General features: G+C 43.7%; 13 protein-coding genes. 9 read left to right on the forward strand and 4 right to left on the reverse strand.

The genetic code is table 11. From position 1 onward, the window contains the following. The first annotated feature begins 14 nt into the window (after positions 1–14). The 3 genes from L3V36_RS17260 (at position 15) to rsmF (ending at position 5,623) form a co-directional block, all read left to right on the forward strand. Positions 15–1,388: a paraquat-inducible protein A gene (locus tag L3V36_RS17260; protein WP_102448280.1), complete on the forward strand. Its 1,374-nt coding sequence runs from the start codon at positions 15–17 to the stop codon at positions 1,386–1,388. After that, positions 1,375–4,032 (forward strand): MlaD family protein, encoded by a 2,658-nt coding sequence (locus L3V36_RS17265; RefSeq protein WP_004733625.1) that lies wholly within the window; start codon positions 1,375–1,377, stop codon positions 4,030–4,032. Before L3V36_RS17260 ends, L3V36_RS17265 begins: the two co-directional genes overlap by 14 nt. A 169-nt stretch (positions 4,033–4,201) precedes the next feature. Next, positions 4,202–5,623, forward strand: a complete 1,422-nt coding sequence (gene rsmF / locus L3V36_RS17270; RefSeq protein ID WP_102448281.1) for a 16S rRNA (cytosine(1407)-C(5))-methyltransferase RsmF — start codon at positions 4,202–4,204, stop codon at positions 5,621–5,623. 304 nt (positions 5,624–5,927) lie between these two features. On the opposite strand, the gene L3V36_RS17275 is transcribed toward rsmF, so the two are convergent. Continuing rightward, positions 5,928–6,836, reverse strand: coding sequence for a S1-like domain-containing RNA-binding protein (locus L3V36_RS17275; protein WP_004733627.1), 909 nt, complete (start codon positions 6,834–6,836; stop codon positions 5,928–5,930). Positions 6,837–6,864: 28 nt separating this feature from the next. Here L3V36_RS17275 and L3V36_RS17280 point away from each other — a divergent pair, with 28 nt between their 5' ends. After that, complete coding sequence (locus L3V36_RS17280) at positions 6,865–8,220, forward strand: hypothetical protein (protein WP_004733628.1); 1,356 nt, start codon at positions 6,865–6,867, stop codon at positions 8,218–8,220. Positions 8,221–8,337: 117 nt separating this feature from the next. Here L3V36_RS17280 and L3V36_RS17285 read toward each other — a convergent pair whose 3' ends face one another. Beyond that, positions 8,338–8,823: a DUF4442 domain-containing protein gene (locus L3V36_RS17285; RefSeq protein ID WP_017082222.1), complete on the reverse strand. Its 486-nt coding sequence runs from the start codon at positions 8,821–8,823 to the stop codon at positions 8,338–8,340. 176 nt (positions 8,824–8,999) lie between these two features. Then, positions 9,000–9,887, reverse strand: a complete 888-nt coding sequence (locus L3V36_RS17290) for a putative PEP-binding protein (RefSeq protein WP_004733630.1) — start codon at positions 9,885–9,887, stop codon at positions 9,000–9,002. Positions 9,888–10,094: 207 nt separating this feature from the next. Here L3V36_RS17290 and L3V36_RS17295 point away from each other — a divergent pair, with 207 nt between their 5' ends. After that, positions 10,095–11,153, forward strand: coding sequence for a 3-deoxy-7-phosphoheptulonate synthase (locus tag L3V36_RS17295; protein ID WP_017077204.1), 1,059 nt, complete (start codon positions 10,095–10,097; stop codon positions 11,151–11,153). A gap of 12 nt (positions 11,154–11,165) precedes the next feature. Next, positions 11,166–11,648, forward strand: a complete 483-nt coding sequence (locus tag L3V36_RS17300; protein ID WP_004733632.1) for a YajQ family cyclic di-GMP-binding protein — start codon at positions 11,166–11,168, stop codon at positions 11,646–11,648. A gap of 186 nt (positions 11,649–11,834) precedes the next feature. Here the strand turns inward: L3V36_RS17300 and L3V36_RS17305 are convergent, their stop codons facing one another. Beyond that, positions 11,835–12,776 (reverse strand): bifunctional precorrin-2 dehydrogenase/sirohydrochlorin ferrochelatase, encoded by a 942-nt coding sequence (locus L3V36_RS17305; protein ID WP_017082223.1) that lies wholly within the window; start codon positions 12,774–12,776, stop codon positions 11,835–11,837. A gap of 481 nt (positions 12,777–13,257) precedes the next feature. Here L3V36_RS17305 and L3V36_RS17310 point away from each other — a divergent pair, with 481 nt between their 5' ends. From L3V36_RS17310 to L3V36_RS17320, 3 genes are all read left to right on the forward strand, one after another. Further along, a complete protein-coding gene (locus L3V36_RS17310) occupies positions 13,258–14,286 on the forward strand; it encodes an amino acid ABC transporter substrate-binding protein (RefSeq protein ID WP_004733634.1) in 1,029 nt (342 codons plus the stop codon). A gap of 71 nt (positions 14,287–14,357) precedes the next feature. Beyond that, positions 14,358–15,563: an amino acid ABC transporter permease gene (locus tag L3V36_RS17315; RefSeq protein WP_004733635.1), complete on the forward strand. Its 1,206-nt coding sequence runs from the start codon at positions 14,358–14,360 to the stop codon at positions 15,561–15,563. 1 nt (position 15,564) lies between these two features. Next, entirely contained in the window at positions 15,565–16,662 is a 1,098-nt protein-coding gene (locus L3V36_RS17320) for an amino acid ABC transporter permease (protein ID WP_017077200.1), read from the forward strand. Positions 16,663–16,674: the final 12 nt, after the last annotated feature.

Genomic DNA, 16,674 nt, shown 5'->3' on the forward strand with positions numbered 1-16,674 from the left:
ATTAGTGTTTCAACTTGGGAGGTCGCGTGACCTCCCCATCCGAAACCAACTCTTTATCGACTCAGCACCAGTTGTCAACTGAGTCTCCGTTGACAACTGAGTCTCCGTTGACAACTAAGTCTCCGTTAGCAACTAAGTCTCCGTTAAGAACCGGGCACCAGTGCGATAGCAGCTCTGTACGCCTTTGTCAGGGCTGTGAACTCCCCGTTGATAAAATGGATATCCCTCTGGGGAAATCCGCATATTGTCCAAGGTGTGGCACCCAGCTTTACCGAGGCGGTACACCTAGCCTGTCTGGAAACCTAGCAATCGCGATTACCTGCTTATTGCTATTTATCCCCTCACACTTTTTTGAATTTATCAGTATTCGTCTGATTGGCGTCATGATACCTGCGACGTTACCATCAGGTGTCTTTACTTTAATGGGTGAAGGCTTCCCTCTACTGGGCCTACTCATCCTATTCTGCAGTTCGATCGCCCCGTTACTCGTTTGTACCTCTGTGCTCGTCACTCATGCAGCACTGCGCTTTAAGATTTTCACGCCATTTAGGTATGCGTTATCCATCATCCAGACATTAAAGCATTGGATGATGTTGGATGTATTTCTGGTAAGTTTGGCTGTCTCATGCTTCAAACTGCAGGATTACTCAGATATTTTTGTCGGCCCTGGTTTAGTTGGATTGATTTTACTGCAGCTTTTCAGTGTATTACTGGTAAGCCGTATCAGTGTGCGTCGCTATTGGGAAGCTTGGGCTCAAGAGTCTGATTACTCTTTTGTAGAAAGTAAGAACGTACACTGTCACAACTGCCATCTTTCTCAACCTGAAGGTCATACTTGCGTACGTTGTCACCATGACTTATATCACCGTAAGCCCTACTCTATACAGAAGACATGGGCTCTGTTGTTTGCTGCGTCAGTGGCTATCGTACCAGCCAACGTTATTCCTATTTCTATCCTTATTACAAACGGACAAAGGTTAGAAGACACGATAATTTCTGGTGTCGCTTCGCTGATCAATAGCGATATGTATGGCATCGCAGCGATCATTTTTATTGCCAGTATCGTCGTGCCTGTTGCGAAAATACTTGGCCTAACGTACATCCTAATTTGTATCAAGATGAAGCGCGCGGTTTACCACAGGCAGCGCATGACCATCTATTTCATTGTGAAGTGGGTGGGAAAATGGTCGGTGATGGATCTGTTCGTTATTTCGATCATGATGACCTTGGTCGACCGTGGACAGATTTTAAACTTTACACCAGGTTATGGTGCAGTCGCTTTTGGTGTCGTTGTTGTTCTCACGATGCTGGCAGCGGAAAGCTTAGATCCTAGGCTAATTTGGGATAACTACACCTCTAAAGATGAGTCAGTGAATGAACAACGATAACCAATCACAAACGTCATATTCACCAGAAGTAAGGAAAAACAAAGGCATTTCACCTTTGTGGATTCTGCCGATATTAACCGTCGCCTTAGCCGGTTGGTTGGTCATGAAATCGATACACGATGCAGGGCAACGTGTGCAGATATACTTCTCAGATGCCGCAGGTTTAGTCGCAGGTCGAACAACAATTCGTTACCAAGGCTTAGAGGTGGGTATGGTGCGTGACATCACTTTATCCAAAGATCTATCGAGCATCTATGTCGATGCTGACATCTACCCTGAAGCGAAGAAGCTACTCTCAAAAGGCACTCGTTTCTGGCTTGTAAAGCCGACAGCAAGTTTGTCGGGTATCTCAGGATTAGACGCACTTGTTTCAGGTAACTATATTGCTATCCACCCGAGCGAAACCAAACAAGACCCAGAAACCGTTTTCCAAGCCTTAGAATCCTCCCCTTCTGACTTACTGGCTTCTGAAGGTTTGAATATTTCACTCACGACCAAAGATCTGGGCGGCGTGTCTGTTGGTTCTCAAATCGTTTACCGTAAAATCCCAATCGGTGAGGTTTACAACTACCAGTTAAACGACAACGCTAAATCCGTTACGATTCAAGCGTCAATTAAAGATGAGTACAGCCATATAATCACAGACCAAAGCCGTTTTTGGAATGTCAGTGGTTTAGGTGCCAGTATTGGTTTTTCTGGTGTTGATGTTCGCTTAGAGAGCCTAAGTGCATTGCTTGGCGGTTCAATTGCGGTTGACTCTCCGGGAGAAGGTCAACCGGTTGAGATGAATACTAAGTTCAAACTCTACCCAGATTTGAAAACCGCCGGTCGAGGTATCTCTATCAAGATCGCCGTACCAGATGACAACAAGATCAGTGCAACGGGTGCTCCGATCATGTATCGCGGCATCGAAATCGGTCAAATCACTGATTTATCGCTAAGTGAAGGGCGTGAAAACGTCGTCGCATCTGCCGCTATTCAACCGGCATTCAGTGACTTTTTAAACAGCGGCAGTAAATTCGTTCTAGAAGAGGCCGAACTGTCGCTGACTGGCATGAAAAACATTGCCAACTTAGTGACAGGTAACTTTTTAACCTTGGTACCGGGCGAAGGTGAAAAGGCGCGTCGATTTACTGCGATTCGTAAAAACGAGTTCAGTCAGGAACAAGAAAAGTCAGTCGCGATTCGCTTAACATCGAACAATTCATTCGGATTGGATGTCGGTACACAACTGCTCTACAAAGGCATTGCCGTTGGCTCTATCATTCAAGTTGGCTTAGTTGATGGTGTTGGCACTGGCTCTGACAAGCACGAAGTGTTTATGGATGCGCTTATCGATAACGAATATGCGCACCTAATCAAAAGCCACAACCGTTTCTTTGTGACAGGCAGTGCGACCGCAGAGCTGACCGAATCAGGTCTAAGTGTTACTGTTCCACCGGCAAAACAGCTTCTTACTGGCTCGATCAGCTTTGTGAGTGAAGGTAAACCTGAAGCTCGAACTGACTACCAGCTTTTCCAAAGCAAGTCGTTAGCAGAAATCGCTAAGTTTAATCAGTCAGGCTCAAAGACGCTTTCGTTATTTGCTAGTGAGTTACCTTCAATTTCTAAAGGCAGCCCACTACTCTACCGTAACCTACAAGTGGGTAGCATTTCGGATTTTCAGCTTGCCGACGGTGGTGTAAGAATCAAAGTCACGATCGAAAATCGTTACACGCACTTACTCAATAAACATACCGTTTTCTGGAACCGCTCAGGCGTTGAGATTGATGCTTCGCTATCGGGTATTAGTATTAAAGCGGCACCCGTTAAAACGCTAATTCAAGGTGGTATTGCTTTTGATTCTCTTCCCGGTATAGACAATAAGCTTGGTGATGTGTGGAAGCTGTACAAAGATTCTAAATCCGCGCGAAAATTTGGCCGCGCGATTACGATTACCTCTTCTGGCGATCAAGAAGTCAGCAAGGGTATGGCGATCAAATACCAAGGTGTCACTGTAGGTGAGGTCACTTTGGTGATCCCTAACTTCAATAAAGGCGGCATTGAAATTACCGCGCGAATCTTACCTGAGTACGTTGACAAGATTGCCGTGGCGAACAGTCACTTCTGGTTGGCAGAACCTGAGATCGGCCTTAATGGCATCAAAAACGTCTCTGCGCTTCTCTCTAAGCACATCAACGTAGATCCGGGCAATGGTGACAGAAGTACGAAATTTAAGCTTAGCAAAGGACCAGTGCAGCCTGAAGGCAAGATATTCCAGCTACAAAGCGAAACGAGAGGCTCGGTGTCTGAAGGCACGCCTATCCTATTCCGTGAGCTAGAAATCGGTAGTGTTATCGATGTTCAACTAGGCGAGTTTGCTGACCGCATCATCTCTACGATTCAAATAGAACCTGACTACGCGTATCTGATCCGCGCAAACACTGTGTTCTGGAACGTGTCGGGTGTCGATGTTTCTATCGGCCTCTCTGGTGCAAACATCAAAGCAGGAACGGTAGACAGTTTATTAAGAGGCGGAATTACCTTCTCAACGCCACCGACGAGTGAACTTCAGCCTGTGGCAAGCGAAGATCAGTCTTTCTACCTATACCCTCAAGCAGAAGATGAGTGGAAGTCATGGAGAACCGCGATTCCTCGTCCATAGAGTGAATCCTCAGAAGCTCCATGCAAATTAATACAGCTTAACGAAGATTAATTCTTCATCAAAATGCAGCCATTCGGCTGCATTTTTGTTGTTTGCCGTAAATATGGTTTAGGACGACCTCATTTTGCTTTAAACTCCCCGCATTAATGCAATAATTCGAGATACTCTTTTGCACGCTAACGTATATATTCCTGAAGAATTCCTAACGCACATCGAAGCGATCATGCCTAGTCACCTAGATATGGCTTCTTTTGTTGCCTCATGCCAAAAACCACTTCGTAAAAGTATTCGAGTCAACACACTGAAAATCAGTGTGGAAGACTTCCTAGTACGAGCAAAAGAGAAAGGCTGGGAACTGGAACCTGTACCTTGGTGTGAAACAGGTTTTTGGATTACAGCCGATGAAAGTGAAGCGCCTCTAGGTAATACGGCAGAACACATGTCTGGTCTTTTCTACATCCAAGAAGCCAGTTCTATGATGCCACCTTCGGCACTTTTCCAAGGCGAAGTTGATTACCAAGCCGTGTTAGATACTGCTGCTGCACCCGGTTCTAAAACAACGCAAATCGCTGCTCTAATGAATAATCGTGGCGTGTTGGTTGCCAATGAATACGCTGCTAGCCGTGTGAAAGTGCTTCACGCCAACATCGAACGTTGTGGCGTTCGTAATGCCGCACTCAGTAACTTCGATGGTCGAGTTTTCGGTGGTTGGTTGCCAGAACAGTTTGATGCTGTCTTGCTGGATGCACCCTGCTCTGGCGAAGGTACCATTCGTAAAGACGCTGATGCGATGAAGAACTGGACGTATCAATCTGTAGTCGATATTGCCGACACGCAAAAAGACCTGATTGAAAGTGCATTCCATGCTCTTAAACCTAATGGTGTTTTGGTTTACTCAACATGTACGTTAAGCACTGAAGAGAACCAACAAGTGTGCCATCACCTAAAAGAAACCTTTGGTGATGCGGTTGAGTTTGAATCTCTTGAATCACTGTTCGACAACGCAAAAGCAACGACGACTGAAGAGGGCTTTCTTCACATCTTCCCTCAGGTGTATGACTCTGAAGGTTTCTTTGTTGCACGTATCCGTAAACTAGCGTCTGTGACTCCACCAGAAGTTAAAAAACGCATGGGTAAATTCCCATTTGAAAAAGCGTCAAAGAAAGCTCAGCAAGAAGTCGCTGAACAACTGCTTAGTGCTCTCGATATCGAACTACCAAGTGATACTCAAGTTTGGATCCGAGATAAAGACGTTTGGCTATTCCCTGAGGCGCTTGAGCCTATGATCGGTGCATTCCGTTTCTCTCGTATGGGCATCAAGATCGCTGAAACCCATAAAAAAGGTTACCGATGGCAACACCAAGTCGCGACAACGCTCGCGACAGGTAATGAAGCTAACATTGTAGACCTCATCATCGAAGATGCTCGAGAATGGTTCATGGGCCGAGACGTTCGCCCAGAAGGCTTGTCAGGCAAAGGCGAAGTACTAGTAAAATACAACGGCGCAATCATCGGCCTTGGTAAATGGGTAGGTAACCGAGTGAAGAATGGCTTACCAAGAGAGCTAGTACGCGACAAAAACCTTTTCTAGTCGTTCGATTAAAGCTCACACTGTACTGAGAAAAACAAAAAGCCCAAACAACCTTCATTGTTTGGGCTTTTTCTATTCTTGTCGGCTAGTTCATTTCAAGGGAAGCACTGAAAAATCAACACTTAATTATACAAATATCAATTCAAGTCGCTATTTCCAATAACAAAAATCGCTTATTAGGGAATTTAAACTAGACTTCAGTCTAACAGTCAAAGAATTAAAACGATTAGCGTAGGCTCTTCGGAGCCCTTTCCCCTAAGCCCAAACAGGAAGGTTTGGGCTTTTTTTTGACCGACAAGCTCGCTTATTTAACTAGGCTGATGCCTTCTTTGTCGATAGTGATCTTGCCAGACTTGTACAAACCACCAATTGTCTTCTTGAACGTACCTTTGCTGGTTCTGAATGCAGAGAAAATAACTTCCGGAGAAGATTTATCATTCAAAGGTAAGTAACCACCTTTCTTCTCAAGCAGATCGAGAACCTTAGTGCTTAGGTCATCCATTTTAGCCACACCAATTTTCTGAAGAGACAAGTCAATTTTACCGTCTTCTTCACGAACGTTTTTAATGTAGCCTTTTAGCGCTTTACCTATGAACAGCTTACCGATGATGTCTGATGGGAAAATCATGCCCCAATGCTCACCGTTCACGATCGCTTTGTAACCTAACTGGCTGCGCTCAGCGATAATGAGATCCACTTGCTCGTTTTGCTTATAAGTCGCAGGCGTGTTGTCTAACCACTTGTTGAACTTTGTTGTACCTACAATGCGGCTAGATGCTTTATCAATATACACATATACTAAGATTGACTGGCCTTCGTTTAAACGACCACGTTGCTCGCTGAAAGGAACAAGAAGGTCTTTACCTTTCACGCCCCAGCTCATGAATGCACCGGTGCTGTTTACGCCTTCAACCGTCATCAAGCCAAACTGCCCCACTTGAGCAATTGGTTTTTCAGTCGTTGCAGCGATCTGGTTGTCAGAATCAATGTATAAGAAAACATCCAGTTTTTGACCAATTTCAACACCTTCAGGAGTAAATCGTTTTGGCAGCAACACGGTTCCATAGTCGCTAGCGTCAAGGAATACACCGAAGTCGGCTTGCTTTACTACTTCTAAGTTGTTTATTTGACCAATATTAATCATCAAGATTTTCTCTACTTTAAATTTGGCGGTGATTATACGTGATCTCTGATATGCTTTCGCTAGTTTCATTCATATTTTTACATTCTAGGAGACATCGTTGATCACCGTTGATAAACAAGATGCGATAACACTCAAAATTAACCATGCAATGGCGAAGACCAAAAAGCTCGACATGGACGTTTATCTATTCATTCCCGGTGAACTCGGACTCACTCCCGAAGTACTTTCTGAAAGTGCCTTTTTCTACAGCTCAATTACTCAAAAGCGCGCCTACTACAGTGACAAGACACTGTTACCTTTAGTACACAGTCGCTTGGCAAAACGTGGACGCTTATCAACGACACAGTATCGTGTGAGTTTGAGTTTGTTCGCATATCAATATGTTATTGCTTTAGATAAAGCCGTGAGCAGTTTAAATAAGACTGATAGTGACGACGTAACAGCGGATGAGGTTGATGAAGTCATTGAGCTCGCGTTAGACATCTTGAAGAAGCTTCGCCGAAGCATTCCTTATGAAGAAAACCTCAAACGCTACTACGCAAATATTGATAACTACCTTTCTTGGTACACAGAGCAAAAATTCTTATCTCTGGTCTCTCATATGCCGCGTGGCAGTGAGTACTCGACGATAAAAGAGCGACTCTTGACGCTGTGTGACAAAGAGACTGCCCATCGTAAACTTAATCGCTATAACTCAGCCAAAGTTCGTGAGGACGTAACGCGCCTGAGTAACAAGATGCGATTACTGCGACGTTTGATAGAGCACCCTATCGTACTCAAGGAGAAGACCACCTCCATGGGTAAAAACGTTAAGCGTGCCGTTAAAGGTATTGCGACAGGCTTAGTCATGGTGGTCGTGACGACAACCGTCATATTAGCTCGTGATTTTCTAGGAGAGATTACCGCTTCTTTCATCGTGTCGATGTCATTTATCTACGCACTGCGTGAAATATTTAAAGATGACTTGAGAGACATCCTTTGGCGTTGGCTTCGTAAAGGCAAACCCAAGTGGAAGCGTCGCTACTTTGACCCAACAACCAATAAATCTGTCGGCCACAAGCTTGAATGGTTGGACTATGCGAACTTTTCCAAGTTAGCTGATCGTATTCAATCAATACGCAAGAAACGTGTCGTTCAGCGTGAAGAGCAAGTCTTGCACTATCGTTCACATACCGAGATGTCGACGTCAACATTCATGAGTGGTTACGAAGAGACTCGTGAAACGTTATCGATCAGCCTGAGAGCGCTGACGCGTTTGATGGACAAGGGGTCAAATAACGTATATCGCCTGAATGAAGGGCAAGTAAGCCGTGAGTCTGTCGAAAAGCGTCACCTACTCAACCTGATTATTAAAGAGAACAATCACGATACTGAACCGACCTATTACCGTTGGAAAATCGTAATGAACCGTTCAAAGATCGTTGATATCGAGCAAATCACTCAAGAGTCATAGCGTTGTTACGGTATGTGGATACTAGATTCACATACCGCTCTTCCACTTGTTCTACGAATGCCTTCAGTTGAACTATGATCTTCAGATTTAGATTCCGACCAACCTTATACTTCCGAGCTATTTTCTAGAAGGAACTTTCTTAATCGAAAGCGTTAGCGTGAACTCCGCCATTGGTTCATCGCCATGCAAAGACGGACAAGTCGCGATTATGGTCACGGGTTGATTCACACGCTCGCCAGTAGACATAGTTTCAGCCAGCATAGTGTTGATCAGCTCACCATCGTTACAAGTGAAGTGTACGTCACCTTCCGGGCGCTTCAAGAAGTTACCTGTCACCTCTTTAAATGCCAGCGAGATCTTTTCGCCTTGCTGCTGGGATTTACTCATTGCAAGAAAGCCCCCCGCCACATCAGCACCTACTGCTAACACACCAAAGTACATGCTATTGAGGTGGTTCTTAGTTCGTCTTTTGAGAGGAATTTTCACTTCAACATGTTGATTATCCAGCGCGAGCAGTTTTGGTCGGCATAGCCAGATCAGAGGCACTTTGAAAAAGCCAAACATGCTCAAGTAGAAATTTGCTTTTTGTAGAGGGGTCAACATTCGAGTTACCTAGTCAAATAAGTCATCAGACCAGTTAATCGACTAGCGCTCGAGATGTCAAAAAAATGTTACAAAAAAGAGATATCATCGCATAATGATATCTCTTTCATTCTCAAAGCTTTATTGCTTTAAATAAACTCATACAGCAAGTTGATTTATTTAGACAATAAGCTGGTCTATGCAGTAACGACTGTCTCAACACCGTCAAGATCAGCGATAAAGCCTTGTAGACGCGGGTAGTCCACCAAGCCTTGAGTCACAAGCAGGACGGGTTTCTTCGCGTTCAGCGTTGCTTTAACAATCATACTCAACAAGGTAATAACCGCCTCGTTTTGTGGATCAAAAGCATGTTGCTGAGCTTCATTGTGCTTGTCTACGCCTAAAGTGAAAGACGCTAAGCTATCAACGTTCACTACAACACCATCAAAGTAATGCAGCAATCTTTCGCTCAGTAGCACTGCAGACGGCACATCGCACGAGAACAGTACTTTCAAACCATTAAGGCCTCGCGGTAAGCCTTGCTCTGCAAGCAAATCAATAATCTTAGCGGCATCGCTTAATGCTCGTACATACGGTACAACCACTTCAACGTTAATACCCTGCTCTCGCAACGCTTTAATTACCTGACACTCTAAAGCGAATGCTTTGCTGTACTCTGATGTTGCATAACGAGCAACCCCACGAACACCTAGTGCCGGGTTTATCTCTTCGGCTTCACAGCTACCACCAAGTAGCGAACGGAAGCCATAGCTGTCAGCACTACTTAACGCGATACGAACAGAAGTATGATTTGGCTGAACGGCAGCTTGGATGGCAATCACTAAGGTCGAAACAAAATGCTCATCGACTGTTTTATCGCCAAGGATCGCATCTAAAGAGGTTTTTTCGATATCAGTCAGTGTATCTAAGTGACTTTCAATACTTGGGTGATAGAAGATACGATCCATAACCAATTCAGATAATGAAACGTATAAATGGTTAGAATTATTATTATCGTTGTAAGAAGGCAGCACATCACCTAAGACCAGTTCTGGGTGCAAAGTGCTTTGATTTTCTTGAGTCATTGCTGCTCCAGCATTTTTATGTTGTGTTCAAACGAAAATACCGATAGCTGCCTGTTAATACAAGTGAAAATCCCTTATTTGGCGCTGGCCTGCTGATAAAAATAAGAATATTAGCAATAACAGAGATAACTTTGACTTAAGAGAGTTTATTCCTCTGTTCAATTCCGTTATCTTAACCACTTCGCAATAGAATAAAAAAGCCATCACATGCCATTAAAAACTGATGAGTTGAGAACCCAAGCTCTGGGTCCTATGCCAACTCCTGCCGAACTAGGCAATGCACATCCTATTACTGACGACGTTGCTGAGCGCATTAAAAATTCTCGCCGCCAAATCGAAGATATTCTAACGGGTCGTGATAACCGCCTATTAGTTATCGTAGGCCCTTGCTCTGTTCACGATACAGAAGCGGCACTTGATTACGCCGAGCGTCTAAGTCAGATTCAAGACCAGTACAAAGATGAACTGTTCGTTGTAATGAGAACCTACTTCGAGAAACCTCGTACTGTTGTAGGTTGGAAGGGTTTGATTACCGATCCTAACCTTGATGGGTCATACGCACTTGAAACAGGCTTGAACAAAGCTCGTAAGCTTCTACTAGATATCAACAAGCTTGGCCTAGCTACCGCGACTGAATTCCTTGATATGATCACCGGTCAGTACATTGCAGACCTTATCACTTGGGGCGCAATTGGCGCTCGTACGACTGAATCTCAGATTCACCGTGAAATGGCTTCTGCACTGTCTTGCCCAGTTGGTTTCAAGAACGCAACTAACGGCAACATCAAAATTGCTATTGATGCGATTCGTGCTGCGCATGCTTCACATTACTTCTACTCGCCAGATAAGAACGGCCGTATGACGGTTTACCGTACTTCTGGCAACCCATACGGTCACGTAATTCTACGTGGTGGTGATAAAGGCCCGAATTTCGATGCTGAATCTGTAGATAACGCATGTAAGCAACTGGCTGAATTCGATCTACCTCAACGTTTGGTTGTAGACTTTAGCCACGCTAACTGTCAGAAACAGCACCGTAAACAGTTAGAAGTGGCACAAGACATTTGTGAGCAAATCAAATCTAACAAGAATCAAATTGCAGGCATCATGGCGGAAAGCTTCATTGTAGAAGGTAACCAGCCAATGACAGATATCAACAACCTAGAATACGGCAAGTCGATTACTGACCCATGCCTAAGCTGGGAAGATACTGCAACAATGCTAGATATGCTTGCAACAGCAATTAAAGATAGAAACTTAGCTTAAGGAAACAACACAATGCCATCATTTGACATTATCTCTGAAGTAGAAGCAGTAGAACTGCGTAACGCGGTAGACAACGCAAACCGTGAACTATCGACTCGTTTCGATTTTCGCGGCGTTGAAGCAAGCTTTGATTACAAAGATGAATCAGTAAAATTGACTGCTCAAGACGATTTTCAACTGAAGCAAATGCGCGATATCCTTCGTAGCAACCTAACAAAGCGTAATGTTGATCCTAACGCGATGGAAGCGAAAGCGGCAGACCAAACAGGTCGCACTTGGCACCAAACGGTTATCTTTAAGCAAGGCATCGAAACGGATGTCGCTAAGAAAATCGTTAAGCTAATCAAAGACAACAAAGTTAAGGTTCAAGCTTCTATCCAAGGCGACAAAGTTCGTGTAACCGGTAAGAAGCGTGATGATCTACAAGCTGTTATGGCTCTAGTTCGCAGCGGTGAACTTGGTCAACCTTTCCAGTTTGACAACTTCCGCGACTAATTTTTGAGTTTGAGCGACCGCTTATTTGGGTTGCTCATTCATCAGCACAATGTCGTGTTCGAAATAGCAAAAAGCCACTTCTTTGGGAAGTGGCTTTTTATTTATCGGGTCAATGTTATTCAGCGTCTCTAGTCGATTTCAAACAACTAGAAAGCGCTCACTTCAACTAAAATCTATCAACTCAACTCAACTGAGCACTTTGGCAACAGACAGTTTAAGGTCTTTGCCGGCCAGTAAATTGAACTCAACACTCGCTGGTGGAATAAAGACACACACTCGCAATTTCTCGGCCCTCGCTTGCTCAAGCTTGGTCGACAGCTCTCCACTGTCAGCATAACCTTCTCTTTCTGCGTCTCGGCGGCACAGGTCAACAAATTCAAATGGACAATCGCTCGGTGAAAGCACTAACTCTGCTTCTTGCATCAAACGTAGGGCCTTCATAGGCAATAACTCAACGTCTTGCTCAAATTCGATCCAAGTTACCTGACCTTCACTATCAACTTGCTCAGTCAGCGACTGTTGATAATACGATTCAAGTTGCTCCCTATCCGTCACTTGATTGATAAAACTGGATGACAAAAAGCGTTCCCAGAATTTGCGGCGTTCATCAACAGTAGGAAAAGACTCCTTAATCGAATTGCGTTTTGATGCACCAAAGTCCGCAATCAAACCTATGTTTTGTGGCAATACCGTTTCGAGTTTTTCTCTAATATTTCTCACCAAAACAGGTGATGCGCCCCCACTTGAGATCGCAATTTGGATTCTTCCGCGATTTATCATTGAGGGAGTGATGAAGTCACAATAGGGTAAGTCATCGACCACATTGACAAGAATACCCATTTTTTTTGCATCATTATGTACTTGATGATTTAGGTTTGGGTTGTCTGTTGTTGCCCACACTTGTAAGTAGTTTTTCGAGATAAGTTGTGAAGAGTAAAAATTTTGAATCCAATGTAATTTATTATCATCGACAAGCTGCTTTAAGTAAGGCTCTACCTTTGGGGACACTAACGTGACATCCGCCCCAGCTCTTAACAAGCTATCGACTTTTCGGCAAGCAACCTCACCCCCACCCACCACTAAGATTGGCTTATTTTCTACATCTAAAAACATTGGGAAATAACGCATGTTCTTCCTTGAGGTGACTTCAATAACTATTCAGCCATGCTACCAAATTTGGAGCATATTAATAACTATCCAAGTGCAATAAAAATATTTATTCACCAAATTTCAATCTTTCTGAAGTTTAATGTTTCATCATTGTGACATTGATTCAGAATATTAACCTAGTCAATTGTCAATATAAAAATCTAAATCTCGTTGCACCAACAGTGTGAAGCGCTGCACTATTTACATTAAGTTAACATTTGGTCATTCTAATTGTGTTCGGATTTGTGATTTCATTCAAAATTCTTTTTAAATTATACATTTGTGAAAGTACGGATCCTTTCCTAACCTTATAAATAGTTGTTTAAATCGCACACAGTTTCATTTGCAAAATGCAACCAGTTTGATTTGAGTAACAAGGTCATAGAAAACGCAACACATATAGAAAAACTCAAATGAGCACGAGTATCAGGTGTCACCTGGTTAACAAGGAAGGATACAAATGACAAATAAACTAACACTTCTTGCTTCAGTAGTAGCTGCATCAACTGCGATGATGGCAACATCAGCATCAGCGGCAGAAAGCACTCTGGACAAAGTCACATCTCAAGGTTTTCTAACTTGTGGTGTAAGTACCGGTCTTCCAGGGTTCTCTAACCCTAACTCAAAAGGTGAATGGGAAGGAATTGATGTTGAGTATTGTCAAGCTCTTGCAGCGGCTGTACTCGGTGACAAAACTAAAGTTAAGTATGTACCTCTTACTGCTAAAGAACGTTTTACCGCGCTTCAATCAGGCGAAATCGACGTACTATCTCGTAACACAACATGGACACTACATCGTGACACTGCTCTAGGTCTGAACTTCGTAGGCGTTAACTACTACGATGGTCAAGGCTTCATGGTTAAGAAAGAACTCGGTCTAACAAGTGCTCAAGAGCTTGATGGCGCTTCTGTATGTGTTCAATCAGGTACAACAACTGAACTTAACCTAGCCGATTACTTCCGTAACAGTGGCATGTCTTACAAGCCAGTGGTATTCGATACGGCAGCACAAACATCTAAAGGCTTCGACGCGGGTCGTTGTGATGTGCTAACGACTGACCAATCTGGTCTATACGCACTTCGCCTAAACTTAGCTGATCCTAAATCTGCACAAGTACTTCCTGAAATCATCTCTAAAGAGCCACTAGGCCCTGTTGTTCGTCAAGATGATGACAAGTGGTTCAACGTTGCTAAGTGGACACTTTCAGCAATGATTAACGCGGAAGAGTACGGTATCTCTTCTAAGAATGCTGACGAAATGCTTAAGTCAAAAGATCCAAACATCAAACGTATTCTTGGTGTAGACGGTCCTAAAGGTAAAGGCCTTGGTATTCGTGACGATTGGGGTTACCAAGTCATTAAACAAGTTGGTAACTACGGTGAGAGCTTCGAACGTACTGTTGGTACAGGTTCACCACTACAGATCTCTCGTGGCGTAAACGCACTATGGAATGCGGGCGGCTTTATGTACGCTCCACCAATCCGTTAATAAATTTACAAGCATCAATTAGGGCGGACTTTTCCGCCCTATTTATTAAATGGATTTGAGGTTATAGCAGTATGAAACCTAATGAAACTATTTCTCCAGCTCAGGCAAAGCCACAGCCCAAAAGTGCCAACCTTTTTTACAACCCCACTTTTCGCTCAATTGTTTTCCAAATTCTCGCCGTCGGGGCGCTTTGTGCTTTTTTTTACACGATTGTAAATAATGCACTCACTAACTTAGATTCCCGTGGTATCGCCACTGGTTTTGATTTTTTATCCCAAGAAGCTGGTTTTGGTATCGGCTTAACACTGATTGAATACGACGAAACATTCTCATACGGTCGTACCTTCTTTATCGGTCTTCTCAATACCGCTTTGGTTTCTGTACTCGGCATCATGTTAGCCACGGTACTGGGCTTTAGTATGGGTATTGCAAGGCTCTCTTCAAATTGGTTAGTTAGCCGATTTGCAGCTATCTATATTGAGATATTCCGAAACATCCCTCTTCTGTTGCAAATCTTTTTCTGGTATTTCGCCGTTCTACAAGCCTTACCTTCTGCTCGTCAAAGTATGAGCCTTGGTGAAGCCATTTTCTTGAACGTACGTGGTTTGTACTTCCCTGCACCAGTGTTAGAGCAAGGCAGTAGCATTGTGATCGCATCATTGATTACTGGTGTCATCGCTACTTTTGTTATCAACATCTGGGCTAATAACAAGCAAAAGCTAACCGGCCAACAAACACCAATGTTGCGAATTGCTGCGGCACTGATTGTGGGCTTACCGTTGGTAACTTACTTTGTTATGGGCATGCCTATCTCTGCGGAGTACCCAGTTTTGAAAGGGTTTAACTTCAAAGGCGGTATAAGCATCATCCCTGAACTAGCAGCGTTGATGCTTGCTTTAAGTATCTACACAGCAGCGTTCATCGCCGAGATTGTGCGTTCAGGTATTAACGCGGTAAACCATGGGCAAACAGAGGCTGCGATGTCTCTAGGTCTCCCTAGAACACGAACCCTCAAGTTGGTGATTATTCCACAAGCATTAAGAATTATCATTCCACCATTAACCAGTCAGTATTTGAATCTGACCAAAAACTCATCACTTGCGATGGCCATTGGTTATCCTGATCTTGTGTCTGTATTTGCAGGGACAACATTGAACCAAACTGGACAAGCTATCGAAGTAATCGCGATGACAATGGGCGTCTACCTGACTCTAAGCCTATTAACGTCCGCTCTAATGAACATATACAACCGCAAAGTAGCGTTGGTGGAGAGATAAGATGAGTACACATCAATTTCAACCTGATCTTCCGCCTCCAGCGAATACTGTTGGACCTGTCGGTTGGTTAAGAAAAAATCTATTTAATGGACCAATTAACAGTGTCGTCACTGTGGTCCTTGGTTATTTTGCTTTCACTTTATTGTGGGCAATAGCAGATTGGGCATTCATTAATGCTGATTGGATTGGAACAACACGCGATGCCTGTACTAGTGACGGTGCTTGTTGGGTTTTCATTAGTGTTCGTTGGGACCAATTCATGTACGGCTTTTATCCAGAAGCTGAACTGTGGCGCCCTCGCCTTTTCTACGCAACGTTAGCTATTTTTGTCGTTTTGTTAGCTTACGAAAAAACACCTAAGCGCACGTGGATTTGGTTGTTCTTCGTAAACATCTACCCGTTTATCATTGCTGGCTTACTATACGGTGGTGTATTTGGACTAGAGGTTGTTGATACCCATAAATGGGGCGGTCTACTGGTTACGCTGATCATAGCACTTGTTGGTATTGTAGTGTCACTTCCTATTGGCGTTGCATTGGCACTTGGGCGTCGTTCAGAGATGCCGATCATCCGCAGTATGTGTACCGTTTACATCGAAATTTGGCGTGGTGTACCGCTGATTACGGTTCTGTTTATGGCCTCGGTAATGCTTCCACTCTTTTTATCTGAAGGGATGGAAACCGATAAACTGATCAGAGCGTTGGTTGGGGTAGTACTATTTAGTGCTGCTTATATGGCAGAGGTAATCCGCGGTGGTTTACAAGCAATACCAAAAGGTCAATACGAAGCCGCTGATGCTTTAGGGTTGAGCTACTGGAAAAAAACAGGGCTTATCATTCTACCTCAAGCTCTTAAAATCACGATTCCTTCAATTGTGAATACCTTTATTGGTTTGTTCAAAGATACCAGTCTGGTTTTAATTATCGGTATGTTTGATGTATTGGGAATTGGCCAAGCCGCGAATACCGATCCTGAATGGCTTGGGTTTTCAACAGAAAGTTATGTATTTGTCGCGTTAGTGTTCTGGGTGTTTTGTTTTGGCATGTCGAGATACTCGATTTGGCTAGAAAACAAACTTCACACCGGTCACAAACGATAATTAACAAGATCA

The sequence above is a fragment of the Vibrio sp. G-C-1 genome, assembly GCF_021728015.1.
Taxonomy (GTDB): Bacteria; Pseudomonadota; Gammaproteobacteria; order Enterobacterales; family Vibrionaceae; genus Vibrio; species Vibrio splendidus.